The following is a 23,815-nucleotide window of genomic DNA, read 5'->3' as shown; positions in this document are numbered from 1 at the left end:
ATGTCTGGCACAGGGTTTAACCGACTCGCGGGCGTTGTGCTTGCCGGTGGACAGGGTAGCCGTATGGGAGGCCAGGACAAGGGATTACTGTCTTTCCGTGAAGCCCCCATGATTAGCTGGACACTACAGCAGGTCAGGCCTGTGGTTGATCAGCTGCTCATCAGTTGTAATCGTAATGAACACCTCTATGCCGGTTTTGGGGAGACGCTGGTGGGTGATCGGAAGGCGGGCTTCGGCGGGCCGCTGGCAGGTGTTGAGGCCGCTCTGGCCGCACTGGAAGCCGACGTTAGTCACCTGTTGGTATTACCCTGTGATACCCCTCTGGTCAGTCAGCAGGTGTTAGGCTTGCTGGTACGTCATGCCCGGCTTTATCCCGGGCATATTGTTTTCCTGAAAACCGGAGCGCGTGAACATTACCTGCATGCGATTATTCCGGTATGTTACCGGGCCGCTTTGGAGCAATGGCTGGCTTCGGGTCAGGGAGCGGTGGGGCGCTGGTACCGACAGTTGCCGCATGTTGCCCTGGATGTCAGTAGGGATAGTGATTGTTTGTTGAATTTTAATACCCCCGAACTGCTGGCTGTGGGGTGATGCAGGCCCGCTTTAGTGGTTGTTCTGATGGGATTACTGTGACTGGAAACAGCCTGCAGCGGTTGAAGTTCTCCACTGTTTCTTAACTCAGATCAATGTCTGGGGTATTAATGCCCCTGCTGCGGTCCGATTACCACTTCTGAGATATAGCCCGTCTGGTTGCCATGTGTAATCGTAGTTTCAGGCCTGCAGTTAACAGGTCGCTAGAACTGATGCAGAGGATGAAAACGATGAATACCCGCACAGAAATGGTCGCCGGCGATATAATGTCACAAGACTTACTGACAGTGTCAGAGCATTGGTCTATCCAGACCCTGATCGATTTTTTTAACCGTCATAAAGTCACCGGCGCACCGGTGTTATCGTCTAAGAGAGAGTTTATCGGCGTCGTCAGCCTGAGTGATATTCTCACATTTGACGGTAATCCATCGCACTCAATGAATGAAAACCCCACCACGCAGTACTATTACAATACCCTTGAAGGCTTCTCACCGGATGAATTAGGTTTATCCGATGGTGATCAGCATAAAAACCATCTGGTCGCCGAGATTATGACCCGGTCTATTATTTCGGCATCTGACACGACGCCGGTGACTGAACTTGCCGAAACGATGCACAGCAGAGGCGTGCACAGGATCTTTATTACACGGGATGAAAAAATCTGTGGTGCGGTCTCGACTCTGGATATCCTGAAGCTGCTATCGGGCATCAAGCTTTACCATACTGAGAATAGTACGCAAGCAGATCAGGCGGCTGTCTGATCAGTCTGAAGTATCAGGCAAGCTGGGACAGGGCGATGGTTAAACGGATGACGATAGCGATATTGAATCCACGGAGTTGAGGTGCAGGAGTAATGCTGACACTGTGTTATTTTGCCGGCTTAAGAGACGTTCTCGGAGTCGACAGGGAGGCTGTTGAATTGCCTGAACAGGTCCAGACCGTTGCGGACTTAATGATGTATCTGGGGAGCCTGCGAGGCGATAAATGGCAATCAGCCCTTGCGAGTAAATTGATCTGTACTGCGGTTAATCAGGAAATTTGTTCCCGCGATAAAGCCATTACTCCGGGCGATGAGGTCGCTTTTTTCCCGCCGGTAACCGGCGGTTGAAGCGTATCTGAATAAATCTTGTTTCGTCAGCTAAGTAGTCCGTTGCGACGGATGGCGGCCTGGGTTGTGTAGCTGCATATAATTTACCCTGGGAAAACACACCGACAGTCGTGTATTACTGGTATGTTTTCAGAGGCATTAAATCAGTTATAGACAGTATCTCTTACGATTAAAAATATCGGTTATTGCCCTGTACCCGCTCTGCCATAACGGCTGAGAAACTGTCCGGAGTACTCAACCGGATCTGCGCGTGCCGCTGCCGGGAGTCGCTCAGAATCCTCACCATTCCTGCATTCCACGGGTTACCGCTAGTCTTCCAGTACTGACGGGGCTTTTCCCGGGCTGTGTCGATTTAATTAATTCCGGATTTCAGGGACATTGGTGACTGTATTGTCATATTTGAGTGTGCAGCGCATGTTATTTTGATCATCTATGCTTACATCGCCTGGGGGTTGCGGGATATGATTGTCGCCTTGCCAATCCCGTCCATAAAGTCCCGAAAATAGCGTTGAGCCTAGTAAAGGTGGAGCTGACGACGGCGGTCTCAGGCGGCGCGTGAAAATATTTTTTGTATAGTAATTACAGCGTTCGGAATAGTGATGACAGAGATAAACCCGCTGGTTGAAACACTGGCACAACTGGCACTGAATAAGCAGATCAGGATTGCAACCGCGGAGTCCTGTACCGGGGGATGGGTGGCGCAGGAAATTACTGCGCTGGCAGGAAGTTCAGACTGGTTTGAATGTGGCTTTGTTACCTACAGTAATGAGGCTAAAGCCCGGATGCTGGGCGTGCCGGCAGAGCTGTTTATCAGTGATGGTGCGGTCAGTGAGCCGGTGGTGATGGCGATGGCTAAAGGAGCCGTTGATAACAGCCGGGCGGTATTGAGTGTGTCTATCAGTGGTGTGGCAGGCCCCGGGGGCGGAACCCCGCAAAAGCCCGTGGGCACGGTATGGATGGCCTGGTATTTTGAGGGGCGTGAGGTGGAAGCCCGTTGTTTTCAGTTTGCCGGCGATCGCCATGCAGTCCGTCTGTCAGCAGTCAGGGAAGCGTTAAAAGGGCTTATAAAACAACTAAATAAAAACACTGTATAAAAAAACATATTTTTTTCTTGCAAACACAACGCGCTATGTTAATAATGCTGGTCAAACATACAGTATTTTAACTGCGTTGCAGAGATAGGTCATTACAATGGATGCGAACAGACAGAAAGCACTTGATGCTGCCCTGAGTCAGATTGAACGTCAGTTTGGTAAAGGTGCCGTAATGAAGATGGGGGATCATCCCCGGGAAGCGATTCCGGCAATATCAACCGGCTCATTAGGGCTGGATATTGCGCTTGGAATTGGCGGCCTGCCGACTGGCCGGATTGTTGAGATTTACGGACCTGAATCTTCGGGTAAAACGACTCTGACTTTGCAGGTTATTGCTGAAGCCCAGAAAATGGGTAAAACCTGTGCCTTCGTTGATGCGGAGCATGCGCTGGATCCTGGTTACGCAGAAAAACTGGGTGTGAATGTTGATGAAATGCTGGTTTCTCAGCCCGATACCGGCGAGCAGGCACTGGAAATTACCGACATGCTGGTGCGTTCCAATGCTGTCGATGTGCTGGTGGTTGACTCGGTAGCCGCCTTAACACCTAAAGCTGAAATTGAGGGTGAGATGGGGGACTCCCATATGGGGCTTCAGGCTCGTCTGATGTCTCAGGCGCTGCGTAAATTAACCGGTAATGTAAAGAATGCTAATACTCTGGTTATTTTCATTAACCAGATTCGTATGAAGATCGGTGTCATGTTCGGTAGCCCTGAAACAACCACCGGTGGTAATGCGCTGAAATTTTACGCATCGGTTCGACTGGATATCCGGCGGATAGGGGCGGTGAAGCAGGGCGATGAGATCGTTGGTAACGAGACCCGGGTTAAGGTTGTTAAAAATAAGGTCGCACCGCCTTTCCGCGAAGCGGAGTTCCAGATTATGTATGGTGCGGGTATCTACCATATGGGCGAAGTGATCGATCTGGGCGTTAAGCATGGCTTTGTTGATAAGTCCGGCGCATGGTATGCCTATCAGGGAACCAAGATTGGTCAGGGTAAGGCTAATGCCGCAAAATATCTTGAAGAGCACCCTGAGATCGCAACCGAGGTAGAAGCGGCGATCCGTGAAAAACTGCTGGCGGTAGTGAAGCCCAAAGTTAAAGAGGAACAAGCGGAGGCAGAGCCACAACTGGATCTGTAACCGATTGATCTGTATAAATGAAAGGAGCCGAATGGCTCCTTTTTTGTATCCACAGGTTCGTTACGCCGGTTAGTAATACGGCGATACGTCTGGGGAAATAGTGTCAAAAAATCAGTTTAGATAGGTGGGGGGTATGTACCAGACTCAATCTGAAGCCAAAAATGCTGCGATCGGGTTGCTGGCACGCAGAGAGCACTCCCGCAAAGAGTTACGGGATAAGTTGGCGAGTCGTTGTGAAGACATTGATATCGACGCTGTGCTTGATGGCCTGGCACTCAATGGTTATCAGTCCGATCAGCGTTTTACCGAAAGTTTCATCCGTATGCGGATTGGGCAGGGGCAGGGACTGATAAAAATACGTTTTGAACTGCAGCGTAAAGGGATTGACGGTGAGTTGATAGCGGCGGCTTTTGAATCGGCAGAGCCTGACTGGTTCACGTTGGCGCTGGATTTGTATCAGCGCAAATACAGAACGGATCTGGACCCGTCTGATTATAAGGAACGTGGCAAAAGAATGCGTTTTATGGCTCAGCGGGGCTTCACTTCAGAGCAGATTAGCTATGTCATCGGATCCGCAATGGGCCAGGAGTAACGCCTATGTATGACTGGTTGCTCTGTTGTCCATGAGAAACTTTTAAAAAACAGCCTCGAAGGTAAAAAAATTCGTAGATTTAATCGTCTCGTTATATACTACTTCGCCATTTTTATAATGAATTCCATGCCTGTTTCTAAGTTTTTGTTTTGTATCGGAAGCAGGTCCGGTGACGGTTAGGTATTAGAGCGACTAAAGCTATGAAAAATATGACAAGTGCTGAACTGCGTCAGGCCTTTCTGGGATATTTTCAGTCTCAGGGGCATGAAGTTGTAGACAGTAGTTCACTGATTCCCGGGAATGACCCCACCCTGATGTTTACCAATGCGGGGATGGTACAGTTTAAAGATGTCTTCCTCGGTAGCGATAAACGCTCTTATACCCGGGCAACGACCAGTCAGCGCTGTGTTCGTGCCGGTGGTAAACATAATGATCTGGATAATGTCGGTTACACTGCCCGTCACCATACTTTCTTCGAAATGCTGGGTAACTTCAGTTTTGGTGACTACTTTAAGCGCGATGCTATTCGCTTTGCCTGGCATTTTCTGACTGAAGTGCTTGAGTTACCCAAAGAAAAGCTTTGGGTAACCGTGCACATTTCCGATGATGAAGCTGAGAAAATCTGGAAAGACGAGATGGGCATCGATCCGGAGCGCTTCTCCAGGCTGGATGAAGATAATTTCTGGTCGATGGGTGATACCGGTCCCTGTGGTCCCTCAAGTGAGATCTTTTACGATCATGGCGCCGATGTCTGGGGCGGGCCTCCCGGGAGTCCTGAAGAGGATGGCGATCGTTACATCGAGATCTGGAACCTGGTATTTATGCAGTTTAACCGGTCTGCTGATGGCTCAATGGAGCCACTGCCGAATCCATCTATCGATACCGGTATGGGACTGGAGCGAATTGCGGCTGTACTGCAGGGCGTTCACTCTAACTATGAGATCGACCTGTTTCAAAACCTTTTGAAAGCCGCCTCAGCGGCGGTTGGCTGCCAAGAGACCGATACCCAGTCATTGCGGGTAATTGCAGACCATATTCGTTCCTGTGCCTTTCTCATCTGCGATGGCGTGATCCCCTCCAACGAGGGCGCGGGCTATGTCCTGCGTCGGATTATCCGACGTGCCGTACGTCATGGCAATAAGCTGGGAGCCACCGGGTCCTTCTTTAATTCACTGGTGGCAGCGCTGGTTTCCGAGATGGGCGATGCCTACCCTGAGCTGAAAGAGAAACAAGCGCAGATTGAGCGGGTGTTGCTGAAAGAGGAAGAGCAGTTTGCTAAAACCCTGGATCATGGACTGCGCCTGCTGGAAGAGGTTATTACTAACCTGAGCAGCACGGAGATTCCCGGTGAAACAGTGTTTAAGCTTTATGATACCTATGGTTTTCCTGTCGATCTGACCGCCGATGTTGCCCGTGAGCATAAGTTAACCGTCGATATGGATGGCTTTGACCGGGCGATGGACGATCAGCGTACCCGTGCCCGTGCAGCTGGTAAGTTTAACGTTGATTACAATGAAGCTATCCGTCTTGATGGCCAGACAGAGTTTGTTGGTTATACGCAGCTGGACGGTACATCAAGAGTGGTTGCTCTGTTCAGTGATGGTGAAGCTGTTGAGCAGTTAAATGCGGGTGATAAAGGTATGGTGGTGCTGGATCAGACACCATTCTACGGTGAATCCGGTGGACAGGTGGGCGATAAGGGCTCATTAATCGCGAACGGAACGGAGTTCCGGGTTGATGACTGTACTAAAGAATCAAAGAATCACCTGCATCATGGTGTGCTGGTTAATGGTAGTCTGGCAATCGGCGATACTGTTTCTGCGCAGGTTGATCAGGCGAAGCGCCGGGCTACGGCAGTCAATCACTCGGCAACTCATATTCTGCATGAAGCACTACGCCTTGTATTGGGTGAGCATGTCCAGCAGAAAGGTTCGCTCTGTGATGCTGACCGGCTGCGATTCGACTTCTCTCACTTTGAAGCGGTAAAGCCTGAAGAGATAAAACAGATTGAGCAGATCTGTAACGAACAGATCCGTCTGAACTCAGCAGTAAAGACCGAAATTATGGATCTCGACGACGCGAAACAGACCGGCGCAGCGGCTCTGTTCGGTGAGAAATATGAAGATACTGTCCGTGTTCTGACGATGGGTGAAGGGTTTTCTGTCGAGCTTTGCGGCGGAACCCACGCTAGTCGCACCGGTGATATCGCGCTGCTGAAAATTATTTCAGAGGGCGGTATTGCTGCCGGCGTACGCCGTATCGAAGCAGTAACCGGCGCGAGAGCACTGGAGTATATCGATCAGTCTGCGGTTCAGCTGGAGTCGAAACTTCAGGAGCAGGTGAGTAAGAGCCGGCAGCTGGAAAAAGAGCTTGAGCAGATGAAGGCCAAACTGGCAGCCGCCAAAGGCGCTGACCTGTTGAGCAGTGCTGTCGATGTTAAAGGGATCAGGGTGCTGGCCGAGCAGTTAGAGGGCGTGGACCCGAAGACGCTGCGCGATACGATTGATCAGCTGAAGAATAAGCTCGGTAGCGGCGTTGTGGTTCTGGCAACCATCGCTGACGGTAAGGTGAGTCTGGCTGCGGGGGTCACTAAAGATCTGACCGGTCAGGTTAAGGCCGGTGATCTGGTGCGCGAACTGACTGCCCGGCTGGGTGGTAAAGGCGGCGGTCGTCCTGATTTTGCTCAGGGCGGCGGTACTGAAACTGATGCTCTACCCGCGGCGCTGGCTGATGTTCAGCAGCTGGTCGGGCAGAGCTTGTAATAAGAGCGTGTAATAACTGCAGCCGTTAGGCTGATGAAGGGAACGGATAAGTATGGCCCTATATGTACAGAAATATGGTGGAACCTCTGTCGGTACTGTTGAACGTATTCAGGGTGTAGCCGATAAGGTCAAAGGGTTCCGTGAAGCAGGGCACGATATCGTGGTTGTTGTCTCCGCGATGAGCGGTGAAACAAACCGATTGATAGGCCTGGCTAAAGAGATGCAGGAGCAGCCGAGTCCCCGTGAAATGGATGTGCTGGTGTCAACGGGGGAGCAGGTAACGATTGCCCTGTTATGTATGGCGCTTGAAGCGCGGGGCGTCAGTGCCCGCTCGTATACCGGTGGGCAGGTCAAAATTCTGACTGATGATGTGCATATGAAAGCACGGATTCAGGATATTGAAGTTGATGGTATGCGTGCTGACCTTCAGCAGGGACGGGTCGTGGTTGTTGCTGGTTTTCAGGGGGTTGATCCTGACGGTAATATAACCACTCTGGGGCGTGGCGGTTCAGACACAACTGGCGTAGCGCTTGCTGCTGCTCTGAAGGCAGACGAGTGTCAGATCTATACGGATGTTGATGGTGTATATACCACTGACCCACGGGTCGTGGAAGGCGCGCAACGTATGGATAAAATCACTTTTGAAGAGATGCTGGAAATGGCCAGTCTCGGTTCAAAGGTTCTGCAGATTCGCTCTGTCGAATTTGCGGGTAAATATAATGTGCCACTGCGGGTTCTGCATAGTTTTCAGGATGGTCCTGGCACACTTATTACAACAGAGGAAGACGATACAGTGGAAAAACCGGTCATCTCAGGTATTGCATTTAACCGCGATGAAGCAAAGCTGACAGTTCTGGGTGTGCCCGATATTCCCGGTGTCGCTTCTCGTATTTTAGGACCGATCAGCCGCGCAAATATTGAAGTTGACATGATTCTTCAGAATGTTGCGGCGGATAAATCCACTGACTTTACATTCACCGTACACCGCAATGACTTTGCCGCTGCGCATGATATTCTGCTCAAAATTAAAGATGAGCTGGGTGCGCGGGAGATCGTTGGCAATAATAAAATTGCTAAAGTCTCCATTGTGGGTGTAGGTATGCGATCTCATGCTGGTGTTGCAAGTAAGATGTTTGATACATTGGCTGGGGACAATATTAATATTCAGATGATATCAACGTCTGAAATTAAGGTTTCTGTTGTGATTGCAGAGAAATACCTTGAGCTGGCTGTGCGTGGATTGCACTCAGCATTTGATCTGGACGCGGCTGATACAGTTAGCGAATAAACTTAACAGCAGTGGTCTATAGTTAGATCATTGCTGGACAATTATGATGTTTAACGCAAGGTCACCCTGCGGCAGCCCGTTGTTACGCTATAATGCAAACAGGAGCGGTCAGGTCTGTAGTACTTGTCTGTTAAATAAGGAGATTTTTCTATGCTTATTCTTACTCGCCGTGTTGGTGAAACCCTAATGGTTGGTGATGACGTTACCGTTACCGTATTGGGTGTCAAGGGCAATCAGGTGCGTATCGGTGTTAACGCACCTAAAGACGTATCTGTCCATCGTGAAGAGATCTATCAGCGAATTCAGAAAGAAAAAGAGCAGGATAGCGAATAATTTTTCTTTTCTGGTTTTTATGCTTTTCTTTTGAAAATCAGTATTGTACTATACGCGCCGTTGTTTAGGTGAGCTGGCCGAGTGGCTGAAGGCGCGCCCCTGCTAAGGGCGTATAGGGGAAACTCTATCGAGGGTTCGAATCCCTCGCTCACCGCCATTTAGCGCCCGTAGCTCAGCTGGATAGAGTACCTGGCTACGAACCAGGCGGTCGCACGTTCGAATCGTGCCGGGCGCGCCACTTCCAAAAATTGTTTTGTGATTTTTGAAAGTGTTTAAATAATGGCAATGCAACATTTTTTGGGTTAAGCGCCCGTAGCTCAGCTGGATAGAGTACCTGGCTACGAACCAGGCGGTCGCACGTTCGAATCGTGCCGGGCGCGCCATCCCATTAAATATCTCACCACCGTTTTTCTTGCTTGAAGTATTACCTGTACGCGCCCGTAGCTCAGCTGGATAGAGTACCTGGCTACGAACCAGGCGGTCGCACGTTCGAATCGTGCCGGGCGCGCCACTTGTATCCCTTTTCCCTGACTGAATCTTCCTTAGTAGTCTCATTTCCGTTTGCCTGAAAGGCAGCTGATATTCCTTAATCAGAATCTCCTTTTCGTCTGATTTATATCTGCGATGACTGTATGAATTTTGTCCCCTCTTCGCGGCAATGTATAATGGCCGGCCTTCTAACCCTGTGCAGATGTAAACCATGAAATTTATCGTCAAACTCTTTCCCGAAATCACTATCAAGAGTAAACCTGTGCGTAAGCGCTTTATTCAGCGTCTGCAGTCCAACCTGCAGGTGACACTGAAGCGTATCGATAATGATATTAAGGTGCGTGGACTCTGGGACAGGGTTGAGGTCGAGTTGCCTTCTGCGGAAGCGGAGCTGAGAGAGCGGGCTATCGAACTGATGCAGTGTACGCCGGGTATTCAGCATATCCTGGAGGTCGATCAGTACCCTTTAGGTTCTTTTGACGAGGTGTTTCAGATCACTAAAGCGGTTTATGGTGAGCAGATAAAGGGTAAAACCTTTGTTGTACGTATTAAACGGGGTGGCAAGCATGAGTTTAAATCCACCGACCTGGAGCGTTACATCGGCGGAGGCTTGTTAGAGCACTGTGAAACCCGAGGGGTGGATCTGCACAACCCTGAAGTCACAGTTAAGCTCGAGATCCGTGATCAGCACCTGTTTCTGATATCGCACCAGCACAAAGGGCTGGGGGGCTATCCTCTGGGCACGCAGGAGGATGTTATATCGCTTATCTCCGGTGGCTTTGATTCGGTTGTTGCCAGCTATATGACGATGCGCCGGGGTAGTAAGACTCATTTTCTTTTTTTCAACCTGGGTGGGCGGGCGCATGAGATCGGTGTGAAGCAGATAGCACTCTATCTGTGGCAGCGTTATGGCAGCGCTGCCCGGGTGAAATTTATCTCAGTGCCATTTGATGAGGTAGTGGGGGAAATTCTGCAGAACGTTCATCACACTCACATGGGCGTGATCCTGAAGCGGATGATGATGCGGGCTGCAGAAAAAGTCGCTGATCGTATGAAGCTTCCTGCATTTGTCACAGGAGAGAGTATTGCCCAGGTCTCCAGTCAGACGCTGATCAATCTGCAGGTTATTGACTCAGTGACCTCTAAGTTAGTTGTGCGTCCTCTTATTACGATGGATAAGCAGGATATTATCGATATCACCAAAGAGATCGGGGCCTACGATTTCGCCAAGAATATACCTGAGTACTGTGGTGTCATCTCTGATCGTCCGACGACTAACGCCAAGCTGGATCGGATCGAAGAAGAGGAAGCCAATTTCGATTACGCGGTTCTCGAAGAGGCGCTGGAAAACACTCAGGTGATCTCCATCGATAAGATAGTTGAGGATATTAATATTCATACAACTATTGAGGCATTGACCCGTGTCGCTGAGAATCAGATGATTATTGATATCCGCCACAGTCGTGAGCAGGAGCGCAAGCCCCTTAATATGCCTAAGGCTGAAGTCCTGGCGATACCGTTTTTTGATCTTGAAACAAAATTTCAGGATCTGGATCAGACGAAAGAGTACTTGTTGTATTGCGACAAGGGGGTTATGAGTCAGATGCATGCCCAGAACCTTCAGGACAAGGGTTATACCAACGTTAAGGTGTACCGTCCGGAGGCTTGAGGCCGGTGATTTGAGTCAATTGGTTAAGATCGTAAATGTCGCATTTTAGCTGTTTTTTGTAGTTTATTTACAGACGTTTACGGCACTTTTTATGCTTTAATTGCATTGTAACCAGTTGCCTGAAGATCGTAATTCAGGTTTAATTGTGCACCGTTTATTAACTGTTCATCTGTTCTGTTGCAGCCGGATCTTCCATTCTGAGGGAGAACTGCGGCCACAAGCCGGCAGCAGACTTATGGGTTTCGTACAAAGAAGGAGCACCCGTTAGATGGATAATCTAATGTCAGAAGGCCTGAATTTGATGGTCTTTGGTATGGGATTCGTTTTCGTTTTCCTGACCCTGTTGGTTTTTGCTACAGGCTTCATGTCGAAGCTGATTGCAAAGGTTGCGCCTGAGGCTCCACCTCAGCCCGCCAAGCCAAATCCAGCAGTAGTTGCACCTACCGCTTCGGGTGGTGATGAACTGGTTGCAGTGATGACTGCCGCAGTGCATCAGTTCCGCAAGGGCTGATTTGCAACTAAAACCAAGAATTTATTTTTAAAGAGCATTAATCGACAAAAGGCCTATACCCATGTCTGATAAAAAACCTCTTGGCATTACCGATGTAGTACTTCGGGACGCGCATCAGTCGCTGTTTGCTACCCGCATGCGCATTGACGACATGCTGCCAATCGCTGAGAAGCTGGATAAAGTTGGTTTCTGGTCCCTGGAAAGCTGGGGCGGAGCAACTTTTGACTCATGCATTCGTTATATCGGCGAAGATCCATGGGATCGTATCCGCGAACTGAAAAAAGCGATGCCGAACACTAAGCAGCAGATGCTGCTGCGTGGCCAGAACCTGTTGGGCTACCGTCACTATGCTGATGATGTTGTGAGTAAGTTCGTTGAACGTGCTGCAACCAATGGTGTTGACGTTTTCCGTATCTTCGATGCAATGAATGATCCACGCAACCTGGAAACGGCTATCAAGGCGGTGAAGGACAGCGGTAAGCACGCTCAGGGTACTATCTCTTATACGAAGAGTGTTGTGCACACCATCGATATGTGGGTTGAGTATGCTAAAACGCTGGAAGATATGGGTGCAGAGTCCATCGCGATTAAGGATATGTCCGGTATCCTGACGCCATACGATGCGTTCGACCTGGTTTCGCGTCTGAAAGCTCAGACACATCTGGAAGTTCAACTGCATGCCCACGCCACCTCAGGCCTGTCTGATATGACGATCCTGAAGGCTGTAGAAGCCGGTATCGACCGTGTTGATACTGCAATCTCCTCAATGTCTATGACCTATGGACATACCGCAACTGAATCGGTTGTGGCTGCACTGGCAGGTACTGACCGCGATACCGGTCTTGACCTCCTGCAACTGGAAGAGATCGCTGCTTACTTCCGCGAAGTACGCAAAAAATACGCTAAATTTGAAGGTTCCCTGCGTGGAACGGATTCCCGTATCCTGGTCGCTCAGGTTCCGGGTGGCATGTTGACCAACATGGAAAGCCAGCTGCGAGAACAGGGTGCTTCTGATAAGTTTGATGAAGTGCTGGCTGAGATTCCGCGGGTTCGCGAAGATCTGGGCCTTATTCCGCTGGTCACGCCTACTTCACAGATAGTGGGTACTCAGGCTGTCATCAATGTGTTGATGGGCGAGCGCTATAAAACGATCTCGAAAGAGGTTCAGGGTGTTCTGAAAGGTGAGTATGGCGCAGCGCCAGCACCTTATAACGCTGAGCTGCAGGCCCGGGTTCTGGATGGCGGTGAAGCGCTCACCTGTCGTCCGGCAGATATGCTTGAGCCTGAAATGGAGAAGCTTGTTGCTGAGCTTAAAGCACTGGCAACGGAGAAAGGCGTGAGCCTGGCGACCGGTGAGAATGAAATTGATGATGTTCTTACTTACGCGCTGTTCCCACAAATTGGTCTTAAATTCCTTGAAAATCGCGGCAATCCAGACGCATTCGAACCCGCCCCTACATTAGAGGACGCCCTAGCCATGGCTGCACCTAAGAATACTGGTCCACAGACTTACACTATCAATGTTAACGGTCAGAACTATGTAGTTCAGGTTTCTGAAGGTGGTGATATCACTGCAGCTGCACCCGCAGCCGCACCTGCCGCCGCCGCGGCTGCACCTGCTGCCGGTCCTGCTGAATCTGTTCCGGCGCCGCTGGCAGGTAATATCTGGAAAGTTGTTGTCTCTCCGGGTCAGGCTGTTCAGGAAGGTGATGTACTGGTAATTCTGGAAGCGATGAAGATGGAAACTGAGATTCGTGCGGCACGCGCAGGTTCTGTTTCCAGCATCGATGTTAAAGAAGGCGACACTGTTCAGGTCGGTGACAGTCTGCTGACTCTGGTGTAAGGGCGGATTCTAAATGGATAAGCTATTAGATCTCTGGCATGCGTCAGGGATATACAATGTGACAGGTGGTCAGGTCGTTATGATCCTGGTCGGCCTGTTGCTTTTGTTTCTTGCGATTCGCAAGAACTTTGAGCCATTGTTGCTGGTTCCTATCGGTTTTGGTGGCATTATGGCCAACATTCCGGAAGCGGGTCTTGCTTTCTCAGCCGTTGAGAATGCTCTGCATCTGGGTGGTCCGGAGATGCTCCAGGCGCTGGCTGCTGCATTAGATATCAGCAGTACAGAGCCTGAAGCCTTGAAGCATGCCTATCATGTGGCGGATTCAGCTTCTCATACAGCAGCTGTTTATGCCGCCAATGATCATGGCTTTAACAACGGTATGTTGTATAACTTCTATACCGTTGCGATTGCGTCTGGTGCAGCGCCACTGCTGATCTTCATGGGTGTTGGTGCTATGACCGATTTCGGTCCTCTGCTGGCTAACCCTAAGACTCTGTTCCTGGGTGCTGCTGCGCAGTTTGGTATCTTTGCTACGGTACTGGGTGCGGTCGGTCTGACCACTCTGGGATTGATGGATTTCACAATCCAGGACGCCGCGGCAATCGGTATTATTGGTGGTGCAGATGGTCCGACAGCGATCTATGTAGCTTCTCTGCTGGCTCCGGACTTATTAGGTGCGATTGCGGTCGCTGCATACTCCTATATGGCGCTGGTACCAATGATTCAGCCGCCGATTATGCGTGCGCTGACGACTGAGGCTGAGCGTAAGATCTCGATGGTTCAGCTGCGTCATGTGCCTAAGACTGAAAAGATCATGTTCCCGATCGTGTTGCTGATGTTGGTAGCCTTACTGCTGCCTGATGCGGCACCACTGCTGGGTATGTTCTGTTTCGGTAACCTGATGCGTGAATGTGGTGTGGTGGATCGCCTGAGTGATACTGCTCAGAATGCTCTGATCAACATCGTAACCATTTTCCTGGGTCTGTCTGTTGGCTCAAAACTGTCAGCGGACAAGTTCCTGGATCTGGAAACTCTGGGCATCTTGTTACTGGGTGTTGTCGCATTCGGTATCGGTACTGCCTGTGGTGTGCTGATGGCGAAGGTCATGAATAAAATGGCCGGTGGTGACTCCATCAACCCGCTGATTGGCTCTGCCGGTGTATCCGCAGTACCAATGGCCGCCCGTGTATCAAACAAGCTGGGTCTGGAGGCAAATTCCCAGAACTTCCTGCTGATGCATGCGATGGGACCCAACGTAGCCGGTGTAATCGGATCGGCGGTTGCTGCCGGTGTAATGATCAAGTTCGTAGGCTAAGCTAAGCGCTTCGACACTTAAAAAGGCTGCCGATTGGCAGCCTTTTTTGTGTCTGAAGCCAAGACCGGAAAGTAAGCTTTCCTCGTTAGACGCGACTACGTCGCTCGCTAGAACGCCGCTTTGCGGCTGCTAGTCGTTAGATTAAAAAAACCGCCATCAGGCGGTTTTTAGTTTTTTCTAGCAAGGAAAACGAAGTTTTCCGTCTAACCACTAGCAAGTCGCGTAGTGGCGTTCTGCTTTTATACGTTCTGCTTTTATTAATATCCTGCCAGTACTTCCAGATGTGCCTGTACGCTAAACGCCAGGGCTACCGGATTGTAACCCCCTTCAAGCACTGAGACGATACGTCCACCGCAGGTGGTGCGTGCGGCATCTGTCAGTAACTGCGTTGCCCAGCGGTAGTCCTCTTCGGTGAGGTTAAGATCGGCCATAGGATCCTCATGATGCGCGTCAAATCCAGCTGAGATAAAGAGGATATCAGGCTTATGTTTCTGGATGGCAGGGAGCCAGTGTTTTTCCAGCTGTTCTCTGAAAACAGTAGCCCGGGTGTGTGCTTCAATCGGGCAGTTGATGATGTTGTCACGCTGAATGTCGCTGTAGCGTTCCGGGTAATAGGGGTGCTGGAAAGTAGAGCACACCAGTACTTCAGGTTTATCTTTGAAAATATCGACGGTGCCGTTACAGTGATGCACATCGAAGTCAACGATGGCTACCCGGTTGACACTGGGTTGTTGCAACGCATGCATAGCGCCTATAGCGACGTTGTTAAAAAAGCAGAAACCCATGGCAGCGTTGTGCTCGGCGTGGTGCCCGGGTGGGCGAACAGCACAAAAGGCATTATCAACCTTTTCTGTTAGCACCTGATTGGTCGCCAGAATCGTCGAGCCCGCCGCCAGGCTAGCAGCATGAAGCGAATCAGGACAGAGAGCTGTATCTTCATCGGCGTAGAAGACACCCTCTTCCGGAACCTTCATTTCAAGTCTCTTCTGATGCAGGTTGGCATGCGCCAGTTGAACCTGTTCAGGGGTTACATGCACCGATTCCATCTGCTTCAGATGCTCAATCAGTCCTGTTTTTTGCAGCACCTTCTGGATTGCCAGAAGTCGGATCGGGCTTTCTGGATGTTCCGGACCCATATTGTGCAGGGTGCAGTCATGATGAGTAATAAATGCAGTAGTCATAGCTGATCTGATTCTTTTATTTATATTAAGTCTACTGGAATATCACTGTGGCAGCGCTTAGTCAAAAGTTGTAGGAAATTATAATTTAGTAAGTCGCTTAACAGTGAGACTGTTGACATGGATCATTATCTGTTTTGTCGAATGGCTATACTATGGTTCTCACAGCATAGAACTGTATTTAGCGCCGAGCGTTTCACCCTACACTCGGTGCTTTTTTTTGCCTGAAGAAAACTGATCCCGTTTTGTGATGTTTTTTCCTTTCTCCGCAGAGGCATGGCTCTTATACTTGATTGAATTAAGTTTTAAGGATAAGGCTGGCCTGTGACCGCTTTGCGCAACAACCCCATTGATGTTCAGATTGATTATTCGGATAAACATGTCCTGTTAATCGACAGCAGTGGTAATATGCGTGCCACAATCTATTACATGTTGCGGGAGCTGGGCATCGCTAACGTTAAAGCGATTACGATTAATGATAAGGTTATCCCGCTAATCGCACAAAACGATTTTGATGTTATCCTGCTGGGGCATAACGCCAGTGATAGCGTCACCGGTATCCAGATTCTTGAAGAAGCCCGTTTTCGTGGTTATATAAAGCCCAGTGCCGCCTGGATCTGTATGACCAGTGATTCATCGCAAGAGACTATTCTGCATGCCATAGATAGTCATCCTGATGACCTGATCTCAAAACCCTTCTCTATTGAAGAGCTCAAATATCGTCTCGATCATATCATGCGGCGTAAGTTAGCCTTACGTCCGGTAGATCTGGCCATAGAATCAGGTGCGCATCGTCAGGCGTTGCAGATCTGTGAGGCACTTATCGATCGCCAGCATCCTGAATATGATCACCTGCAGAAAGTCAGGGGAACTTTGCTGCTGGATCTGGGTGAATATGAAAGAGCTCGTGAACTACTGGACGGGATCTATTGGGAATCGCGGGACAAGGAAGCCGGGCTCTATCTTTGTCGCGCCTACGTTGGCCTGGATGATCTTGCGGCCGCGGAGCAGTTGCTGCAGGAGCTGATTACGGATAACCCTCTGTTGATCGCCGCATATGATCTGTTGGCAGAAGTTCATGAGCAGATGGGAGATCTTATTCAGGCCCGGGAAACACTGAAGGAAGCCACTACACGCGCCCCTCTGGGGATCCCCCGACAGATGGAGCTGGGACGGGTTGCCGTCCAGACCCGGGAGCTGGATCTGGCAAAGGGGGCGTATAGACGTTCAATTTCGCTTGGAAAGCACAGTTGTTATCACTCAGCCGAACCCTATCTTAAGCTTGCGAACCTCCGCCGGATGGAGGTGAAAACCAGTGACAAAGTGACTCGTGAGCAGATAGAGCATGAGATTGATGGGTTGCTTGTCAGTGCCCGGAAAAGTTTTTCCTCAGATCGGACGGCAGAGGTTAAGGCGTTTCTTATTCGTAGTCAGTTAGCTGAAGACCTTGGGGAAAACAGCGAAAAGGAGCGTTTTCTTCGCGATGCCAAGCTGGTGAACCGGGAGCTTGAAAGCCCTCTCGATATTGATCGTGAGCTGTTAGTGATGTCCGGTGAAGCGCTGCCTGTACTGGAAAAATCTCAGCAGGTACCTGACAGTAAAGCGAGTGAGGCAAAAACTAAGCAGCTTAACCCTGATATGAGTGATAAGGCTAACCGCCTGGGTATTAAGCATTATCTGTCAGGCAAAATCGGTCTGGCGATTAAGTCTTTCGGTGCCGCGGTCGATTTCGATTTTAATAATCACTCTGCGGTTCTGAATCTGGCTCAATTGTTTCTGGAAACTGCCCGTGATGATAAAGAGCGTCGTGAAGGCCGGTTAAAAATGGTTGATCGTTATCTGAATCTGGTTGAACGTGTGTCACTGAAACCGGAGTTAAATAATAAGAAGCTGTTGTTGAAACGGTATCGTGCTATGTCCCTTGATACGTTACCGCTATCCTCGCTGGGCCCGTTGTTGAAATAAGGTTGTTTCCTCTGGGCTATTATCGGCTCTCCTGAAGTATGGTATCGGCGAGTGCATTGGCACTCAGCCAGCTGGCTTCTAAAGCGTTTTCCTGCTTTAAGCCCGTATCGTTGAGCCAGTCGCCACATGCACCAATGCCTGTTTCTGAACTCCAGAGAAAAGGGATGGGATTTACCGAACTGTGTCGGGCCAGTAACCAGCGATGTGTCCGGCTGGAGACTATTTCGGGGGTCTGTTGCATAAGCTCACAGAATGCTGCGTACAGAACGTCGGATACAGCGGTCGAATCGACATCTGTATGATCAGCGCTCCATTGTTGAGTGGCTTCCAGTACCCAGACTTCACTGTTATCTTCAATTAGTCTTCCAGGTTTTGCGCTGTCTTTGCAGCAACGCAAGAGGATGGGATGGTCACCGTAAAATATATCCGTGCTGCCCAGCTGAGCTTTTATCCTTACCACGCAAACCCAGCAGGGATCACTACTAACGCTTTCAGCGTTGCTTGCTAATCCAGGTATCGCTTCAAGCAACACCCTTGCCTGCACCGCCGGAGCTGTGATTATGACAGTGTCAAAAAAACCAAGCCCTCTGGACCGGTCATCGCGTAAAACGATCCGGGTCGTTTGCTCAGTTTGCCAGGGTATCACTGATTCAACCCGACACTGCGTGATAAGTTTTGCTTTACTGGAGAGACGGCGGGTCAGAGCGCTTTGCTTTGGCTCAGTGACATAGAGGCGTTCAGATACAACCTGCTGATGATTAAAGTCAGATACCTGCGGCTGCCAGCGGCTTATTTCCGGCTGCTGTTCTAGCCACATACGGAACGCGTCGGTAGATGGGCGAAACCAGGGGGCTCCCAGGTCTGCTGAATAATCAGCCAGTCTGCAGGATGAGATTCTGCCACCTGAGCCTCTGCTTTTTTCAAACACAGTGATCTCAGCAAAGGCGCTCAGACGGTCAGCCAGCACCGCACCGGCGAAGCCTGCGCCAACAATGGCAATTTTTTTAGTCATCTCAGAAACGCACTATCATCGGATTATGCTGTCCGGAAAGAGTCTCTCCGGCACACGCTTCGTCGTGGGTCATAATTTGTACCAGTTCAGCCCTGTGAATACCGGCATCTCTACAGATGCAGTATGCCTGTTCCAGACATTTACAGGTGACAACTTCGGTGCCCCGGGTCAGGAGCGCGCGGTGCATCGCTTTATCTTTGATATATGAAAGCTCTATCACTATCGGACTACAACCTGATTCGATAAATTTTACAGCGGTTATCAGTTTCGATTGAGCATAGGATTTGAATTCAGAGATCTGCATAAGAGGCTCCTTTTCTGCAGGTTTACGCAAAGAGGATCTGCCTGGATCATTCAGAAAAAATATCCTCCTCGTTAAAATGATGCGGCTATCAAAACTGTGATGCAGGGCCAGCGTTTTGAAGGGGGCATTCATATGGAGCGCTTTGTCACCGCAGCCGATGGGCGTTGCTCAAACTGATCTGATTGAAATAAACAGATGCTTTTTTGCGGGTCGCTCAGGTCTGAATTATTCGATACTTAAAAGGTATCTATCAATGCATTAAACGGTATTAGACGGTATTTAGTGGCCCGCATACACTGGGAAGTACGGAAAAACATTACCCAACAGTATTTAGCAACATTGATGCATTGATGTGTCATGCTTTATAAAAATAAGATAAAAAACGGGAGCTTTTGTTATGGCAATGACGGGTGTATTAAGACCGGGACATGTGCAGATTCGTGTATTTGATCTGGAAGAGAGTGTGCGTTTTTATCGTGATGTACTGGGTTTGGTCGAGACTGGTCGTGATGATAAGGGACGCGTTTATTTTAAGTGTTGGGATGAACGTGATCATAACAGCTACATCATCCGACAGGCTGAAGAAGCGGGTATCGATTTCTTCGGCTTTAAAGTGCTCAATGTCGAAACGCTGGATAAGCTCGAAGCGGATCTGAATGAATACGGTATTGAAACCAGCCGTATGCCAGCGGGTGATATGTTAGCAACGGGTGAACGGGTACGCTTCACTCTGCCAACAGGCCATATTATGGAGCTGTATGCAGAGAAGAGCGCTGTTGGTAACGGGCTGACCAATGCTAACCCGGGTCCGTGGAATGCTGCCAGTGAACATGGTATTGCGCCGGTTCGACTGGATCATATGCTGCTGTACGGACCGAATGTGGCCGCCAATAAAAAGATTTTTGAAGAGGTGTTGGGATTCTTTCTGGTGGAGCGGGTACTGGCTGAAGACGGCGAGTTTGAAGCGGCATTATGGTTATCCTGTTCCCACAAAGTTCATGATATTGCCTTTGTTGAACATCCTGAACCAGGCAAGTTGCATCACTGTTCTTTCCTGATGGAAAGCTGGGAGAAGGTGCTGCGGGCCGGAGATATTATGTCGATGAATGAGGTGTCGGTTGATATTGGCCCGACCCGTCACGGCATTACCCGTGGTTGTACTATCTATGCCTGGGACCCTTCCGGTAACCGCTTTGAAACTTTTATGGGGGGTTATCAACCCTATCCTGATTATGAAACCATCACCTGGGACTGGGATCATTTCCCACAGGGGCTGGATTATCCGCAACGAAAACTACACGAGTCATTTCTGACCATCGTCACCTGATGATCAACTTAACTGCATAGCGAACCATCGCTATGCAGTCTTTAACCTTTTGAATCTTTCTTTAAATTTTTACAGGTTGCTGACTGCACCTTTCGGAAGGCTTTTAAGGTTAATTATCATACCTAATAGGTATTGCGGGTAGATAAAAACAGTATTAGACGGTATCTAAGTGGCTGCATAAACTGGATGGAATAGAACGATGCCAGCAGTAATCAAACAAAGGTGAGCAGCAATGCATCAAGTTAATAATTTTATAAATGGTGAGTTTGTTGAGGCTGAATCGGGGCGCCGGTTTGACAAGCGCTCACCTGTGGATAACAGCATCATTGCCAGTATCTCTGAGGCAGGCCGGGTCGATGTTGATCGGGCTGTCGCTGCTGCAAAAGCGGCAATGCAGGGCGAATGGGGTCAACTTACTGTTGATCAGCGGGTTGATCTTCTCTACGGCGTAGCCGATGAAATTACCCGCCGGTTTGATGATTTTGTCGCGGCCGAGATGGCCGATACCGGTCAGCCCCATCATGTGATGACCCATGCGTTTATTCCCCGGGGTGCTGCCAATTTCAAAGTGTTTGCCGACATTATTAAGAATGTGCCTACTGAAAGCTATCAGATGGCGACTCCCGATGGTCGTGGCGCCCTGAACTACGGGCTGCGGGTGCCGAAAGGTGTTATTGGTGTTATCTCCCCCTGGAATGCGCCCTTTCTGTTAATGACCTGGAAAGTGGGGCCAGCGCTGGCCTGTGGCAACACCGTGGTGGTTAAACCTTCCGAAGAAACACCGCTGACCACCACCCTGCTGGGTGAAGTAATGAACAGCGTTGGCATTCCTAAAGGTGTGTTTAACGTGGTGCATGGTTTCGGCCCCGACTCGGCCGGTGAGTTTCTGACGCAGAACCAGTCAGTGGATGCGATCACCTTTACCGGTGAAACCCGAACCGGCACTGCCATTATGAAAGCGGCGGCCGAAGGGTGTCGTGATGTGTCCTTTGAAATGGGCGGTAAGAATGCGGGTATCGTGTTTGCTGATGCAGATTTTGATGCCGCAGTCGATGGCATCTTTCGTTCCGCTTTTCTGAATACCGGGCAGGTATGCCTGGGCACCGAGAAGGTTTATGTTGAGCGACCCCTCTTTGAGCGTTTTGTCAGCGCATTAAAACAGAAAGCGGAAGCGGTGAAATATGGTCGCCCTGAAAATCATGGGTCCAACTATGGCCCGCTGATCAGCCGGGAACATCAGGATAAAGTGCTCTCTTATTATCGCAAAGCGGTAGAGGAGGGGGCGACTGTGGTCACCGGTGGTGGTATCCCCGAAATGGCTGGCGAGCTGGCTGAAGGTAACTGGGTACAACCCACTATCTGGACCGGGTTGCCGGAAACCGCCACCGTTATTCGCGAAGAGATCTTTGGCCCCTGCTGCCATATCTGCCCGTTTGATACCGAGTCAGAAGTGATTGGCTATGCCAATGCCAATGATTACGGACTTTCTACTACGATCTGGACCAATGATCTGACCCGCGCACATCGGATGGCCGCCGCGGTTGATGTCGGGGTGACCTGGATTAATAGCTGGTTCCTGCGGGATCTGAGAACGGCATTCGGTGGTGCCAAACAGTCCGGTATTGGCCGTGAAGGCGGTGTCCACTCTCTCGAGTTTTATACCGAGATGCGCAATGTTTGTATCAAACTGTGAGGTGGTTATGGATCAGGAAATAATTAACCAGTTGGGCGATGAGCTGTATGCCGCGTTTCGGTCACGCAGCACCATCAAGCCGTTTACTGAGCGGGATCTGGATATCACGCTGGAACAGGCCTATCAGATACAACAACGATTCATCGCCCGTCGGCTGGAGGCCGGGGAAACGGTTGTCGGTAAAAAGATCGGTGTCACCAGTAAACCGGTACAGCAGTTTCTGGGGGTGTATCAGCCTGATTTCGGCATTCTCACCTCAGATATGCTGATCAGTGGCGATAACGTCATCGATCTGGACGGTTTGATTCAGCCGAAAGCTGAGGCAGAGCTGGCCTTTGTTCTGAAACAAGACCTGAATGGCCCCGGTATTACCGCGATGGATGTTATCCGGGCGACCGACTATGTGATGCCCTGCTTTGAGATTGTCGATTCCCGTATTACTGATTGGAAAATCAAGATTGAGGATACCGTTGCGGATAATGCTTCCTGCGGTGTTTACGTGCTGGGTGATGTGAAAGGCGATCCGCGCAAACTGGATCTGACCCTGGCCGGTATGGTGCTGCATAAAAATGGCGAACTTAACTCAACCAGTGTTGGCGCCGCCGTTCAGGGTTCGCCTGTCAATGCCGTCGCCTGGCTGGCGAATACGCTGGGCGAGCTGGGCATCCCCTTTAAGGCCGGTGAAGTGATTTTGTCGGGCTCCCAGTCTGAGCTGGTGGCGGTGCAACACGGTGACGAACTTGAGTGCAACGTGGGAGGGCTTGGCCGCTGCAAGGTTAAATTTTCAGGGAGGAGCGCAGTATGAAAGCAAGCCTTAACAGAGAAACGGTAGTACGCCTGTGTGAACGGGTCGAAGGTGCTCAGACCCGGGCTTATGCCATCCCTAAACTGACGGATGAATATCCGGAGATGAGCATGGCTGATGGTTATGCGATTCAGACTGAGCTGCGTAAACGTTTTATTGAGCAGGGCCATAAACTGATCGGTTGGAAAGCTGGTTTAACCTCCCGGGCGAAGATGAAGCAGATGGGGGTGGATCAGCCATCGATTGGCTTTCTGACAGACCGGATGTCACGGCCGGAAAATTCCGTAATCTCCACAGCTGATCTGGTGCATCCGCGGGTGGAGTGTGAGATCGCCTTTGTCACCCGCGAACGTCTTGCCGGTCCAAACTGTACAGCCGCCGATGTGCTGCAGGCTACGGACTATGTTCTGCCTGCCATAGAGGTGATTGATTCGCGCTTTTCAGGGTTTAAATTTGATCTGGAAAGTGTGGTTGCAGACAACGGGTCTTCGGCGCGTTTTGTGGGGGGCGGGCGTCCCCGATATGTGGACGAACTGGATCTGCCAACCATCGGTGCGGTACTGGAAAAAAATGGTGAGATTGTTGAGATGGGTGCAGCAGCTGCAGTGATGGACCATCCGGCAGAAGCGGTGGCAATGCTGGTCAATATTCTTGCTGAGATGGGCGAGGAGCTGCCGGCTGGTAGCTTTGTCATGAGTGGCGGGATCACTGCAGCCGTTGCTGTGTCTCCCGGGGATCATGTGATCGCCCGGTTTCAGGAGCTGGGCTCCATCTCTATTCGGTTTGGTGAGTGAG

Annotated in this window: 21 protein-coding genes and 4 tRNA genes; 22 read left to right on the top strand and 3 right to left on the bottom strand. The window is 50.1% G+C overall.

What is annotated here, in order from left to right; translation table 11 throughout:
- From mobA to KDX31_16095, 17 genes are all read left to right on the top strand, one after another.
- Positions 1 to 591 (top strand): molybdenum cofactor guanylyltransferase, encoded by a 591-nt coding sequence (gene mobA, locus KDX31_16175; protein UTW02855.1) that lies wholly within the window; start codon positions 1 to 3, stop codon positions 589 to 591.
- A gap of 230 nt (positions 592 to 821) precedes the next feature.
- Positions 822 to 1,352, top strand: coding sequence for a CBS domain-containing protein (locus KDX31_16170; GenBank protein UTW02854.1), 531 nt, complete (start codon positions 822 to 824; stop codon positions 1,350 to 1,352).
- 95 nt (positions 1,353 to 1,447) lie between these two features.
- Complete coding sequence (gene moaD, locus KDX31_16165) at positions 1,448 to 1,699, top strand: molybdopterin converting factor subunit 1 (protein ID UTW05423.1); 252 nt, start codon at positions 1,448 to 1,450, stop codon at positions 1,697 to 1,699.
- Positions 1,700 to 2,298: 599 nt separating this feature from the next.
- On the top strand, positions 2,299 to 2,793 hold the full coding sequence (locus KDX31_16160) for a CinA family protein (protein UTW02853.1): 495 nt from the start codon (positions 2,299 to 2,301) through the stop codon (positions 2,791 to 2,793).
- 97 nt (positions 2,794 to 2,890) lie between these two features.
- Positions 2,891 to 3,934: a recombinase RecA gene (recA, locus tag KDX31_16155; protein ID UTW02852.1), complete on the top strand. Its 1,044-nt coding sequence runs from the start codon at positions 2,891 to 2,893 to the stop codon at positions 3,932 to 3,934.
- A 133-nt stretch (positions 3,935 to 4,067) separates the two neighbouring features.
- Positions 4,068 to 4,526: a regulatory protein RecX gene (locus tag KDX31_16150; GenBank protein UTW02851.1), complete on the top strand. Its 459-nt coding sequence runs from the start codon at positions 4,068 to 4,070 to the stop codon at positions 4,524 to 4,526.
- Between the two features lie 209 nt (positions 4,527 to 4,735).
- Positions 4,736 to 7,288, top strand: a complete 2,553-nt coding sequence (alaS, locus tag KDX31_16145) for an alanine--tRNA ligase (GenBank protein UTW05422.1) — start codon at positions 4,736 to 4,738, stop codon at positions 7,286 to 7,288.
- A 52-nt stretch (positions 7,289 to 7,340) separates the two neighbouring features.
- Complete coding sequence (locus KDX31_16140) at positions 7,341 to 8,576, top strand: aspartate kinase (GenBank protein ID UTW02850.1); 1,236 nt, start codon at positions 7,341 to 7,343, stop codon at positions 8,574 to 8,576.
- Positions 8,577 to 8,726: 150 nt separating this feature from the next.
- Positions 8,727 to 8,909, top strand: coding sequence for a carbon storage regulator CsrA (gene csrA / locus KDX31_16135; GenBank protein ID UTW02849.1), 183 nt, complete (start codon positions 8,727 to 8,729; stop codon positions 8,907 to 8,909).
- 67 nt (positions 8,910 to 8,976) lie between these two features.
- Positions 8,977 to 9,066 (top strand) — tRNA-Ser (locus KDX31_16130).
- Between the two features lie 4 nt (positions 9,067 to 9,070).
- Positions 9,071 to 9,147: transfer RNA gene (locus KDX31_16125), tRNA-Arg, on the top strand.
- 68 nt (positions 9,148 to 9,215) lie between these two features.
- A tRNA-Arg gene (locus KDX31_16120) sits at positions 9,216 to 9,292 on the top strand.
- 51 nt (positions 9,293 to 9,343) lie between these two features.
- A tRNA-Arg gene (locus KDX31_16115) sits at positions 9,344 to 9,420 on the top strand.
- Between the two features lie 189 nt (positions 9,421 to 9,609).
- Entirely contained in the window at positions 9,610 to 11,067 is a 1,458-nt protein-coding gene (gene thiI / locus KDX31_16110) for a tRNA 4-thiouridine(8) synthase ThiI (protein ID UTW02848.1), read from the top strand.
- 268 nt (positions 11,068 to 11,335) lie between these two features.
- Positions 11,336 to 11,578 (top strand): OadG family protein, encoded by a 243-nt coding sequence (locus KDX31_16105; GenBank protein UTW02847.1) that lies wholly within the window; start codon positions 11,336 to 11,338, stop codon positions 11,576 to 11,578.
- Between the two features lie 61 nt (positions 11,579 to 11,639).
- Complete coding sequence (gene oadA, locus KDX31_16100) at positions 11,640 to 13,421, top strand: sodium-extruding oxaloacetate decarboxylase subunit alpha (protein ID UTW02846.1); 1,782 nt, start codon at positions 11,640 to 11,642, stop codon at positions 13,419 to 13,421.
- A gap of 13 nt (positions 13,422 to 13,434) precedes the next feature.
- Positions 13,435 to 14,736, top strand: coding sequence for a sodium ion-translocating decarboxylase subunit beta (locus KDX31_16095; GenBank protein UTW02845.1), 1,302 nt, complete (start codon positions 13,435 to 13,437; stop codon positions 14,734 to 14,736).
- Between the two features lie 257 nt (positions 14,737 to 14,993).
- Here the strand turns inward: KDX31_16095 and KDX31_16090 are convergent, their stop codons facing one another.
- The gene (locus tag KDX31_16090) at positions 14,994 to 15,917 is read right to left on the bottom strand and encodes a histone deacetylase family protein (protein UTW02844.1); all 924 of its coding nucleotides are present in this window, start codon (positions 15,915 to 15,917) and stop codon (positions 14,994 to 14,996) included.
- Positions 15,918 to 16,238: 321 nt separating this feature from the next.
- On the opposite strand from KDX31_16090, the gene KDX31_16085 reads away from it, so the two are divergent.
- A complete protein-coding gene (locus KDX31_16085; GenBank protein ID UTW02843.1) occupies positions 16,239 to 17,879 on the top strand; it encodes a response regulator in 1,641 nt (546 codons plus the stop codon).
- A gap of 19 nt (positions 17,880 to 17,898) precedes the next feature.
- Here KDX31_16085 and KDX31_16080 read toward each other — a convergent pair whose 3' ends face one another.
- Positions 17,899 to 18,891, bottom strand: coding sequence for an NAD(P)-binding protein (locus KDX31_16080; GenBank protein UTW02842.1), 993 nt, complete (start codon positions 18,889 to 18,891; stop codon positions 17,899 to 17,901).
- A gap of 1 nt (position 18,892) precedes the next feature.
- A complete protein-coding gene (locus tag KDX31_16075; protein ID UTW02841.1) occupies positions 18,893 to 19,195 on the bottom strand; it encodes a hypothetical protein in 303 nt (100 codons plus the stop codon).
- A 403-nt stretch (positions 19,196 to 19,598) separates the two neighbouring features.
- Here KDX31_16075 and KDX31_16070 point away from each other — a divergent pair, with 403 nt between their 5' ends.
- The 4 genes from KDX31_16070 to dmpH all read left to right on the top strand — a co-directional run bounded on the left by KDX31_16070 (position 19,599) and on the right by dmpH (position 23,814).
- Positions 19,599 to 20,522 carry a catechol 2,3-dioxygenase gene (locus tag KDX31_16070; protein ID UTW05421.1) on the top strand — a complete coding sequence of 308 codons (924 nt, stop codon included), beginning with the start codon at positions 19,599 to 19,601 and terminating at the stop codon, positions 20,520 to 20,522.
- A 232-nt stretch (positions 20,523 to 20,754) separates the two neighbouring features.
- Complete coding sequence (locus KDX31_16065) at positions 20,755 to 22,215, top strand: 2-hydroxymuconic semialdehyde dehydrogenase (protein ID UTW02840.1); 1,461 nt, start codon at positions 20,755 to 20,757, stop codon at positions 22,213 to 22,215.
- 7 nt (positions 22,216 to 22,222) lie between these two features.
- Positions 22,223 to 23,020 carry a 2-oxopent-4-enoate hydratase gene (gene dmpE, locus KDX31_16060; protein UTW02839.1) on the top strand — a complete coding sequence of 266 codons (798 nt, stop codon included), beginning with the start codon at positions 22,223 to 22,225 and terminating at the stop codon, positions 23,018 to 23,020.
- A complete protein-coding gene (dmpH, locus tag KDX31_16055; protein UTW02838.1) occupies positions 23,017 to 23,814 on the top strand; it encodes a 2-oxo-3-hexenedioate decarboxylase in 798 nt (265 codons plus the stop codon). Before dmpE ends, dmpH begins: the two co-directional genes overlap by 4 nt.
- The last annotated feature ends 1 nt before the right edge of the window (position 23,815 follow it).

The sequence above is a fragment of the Amphritea atlantica genome, assembly GCA_024397875.1.
GTDB classification, from domain to species: domain Bacteria; phylum Pseudomonadota; class Gammaproteobacteria; order Pseudomonadales; family Balneatricaceae; genus Amphritea; species Amphritea atlantica_B.
This window is presented reverse-complemented; position numbering and strand designations above follow the sequence as displayed.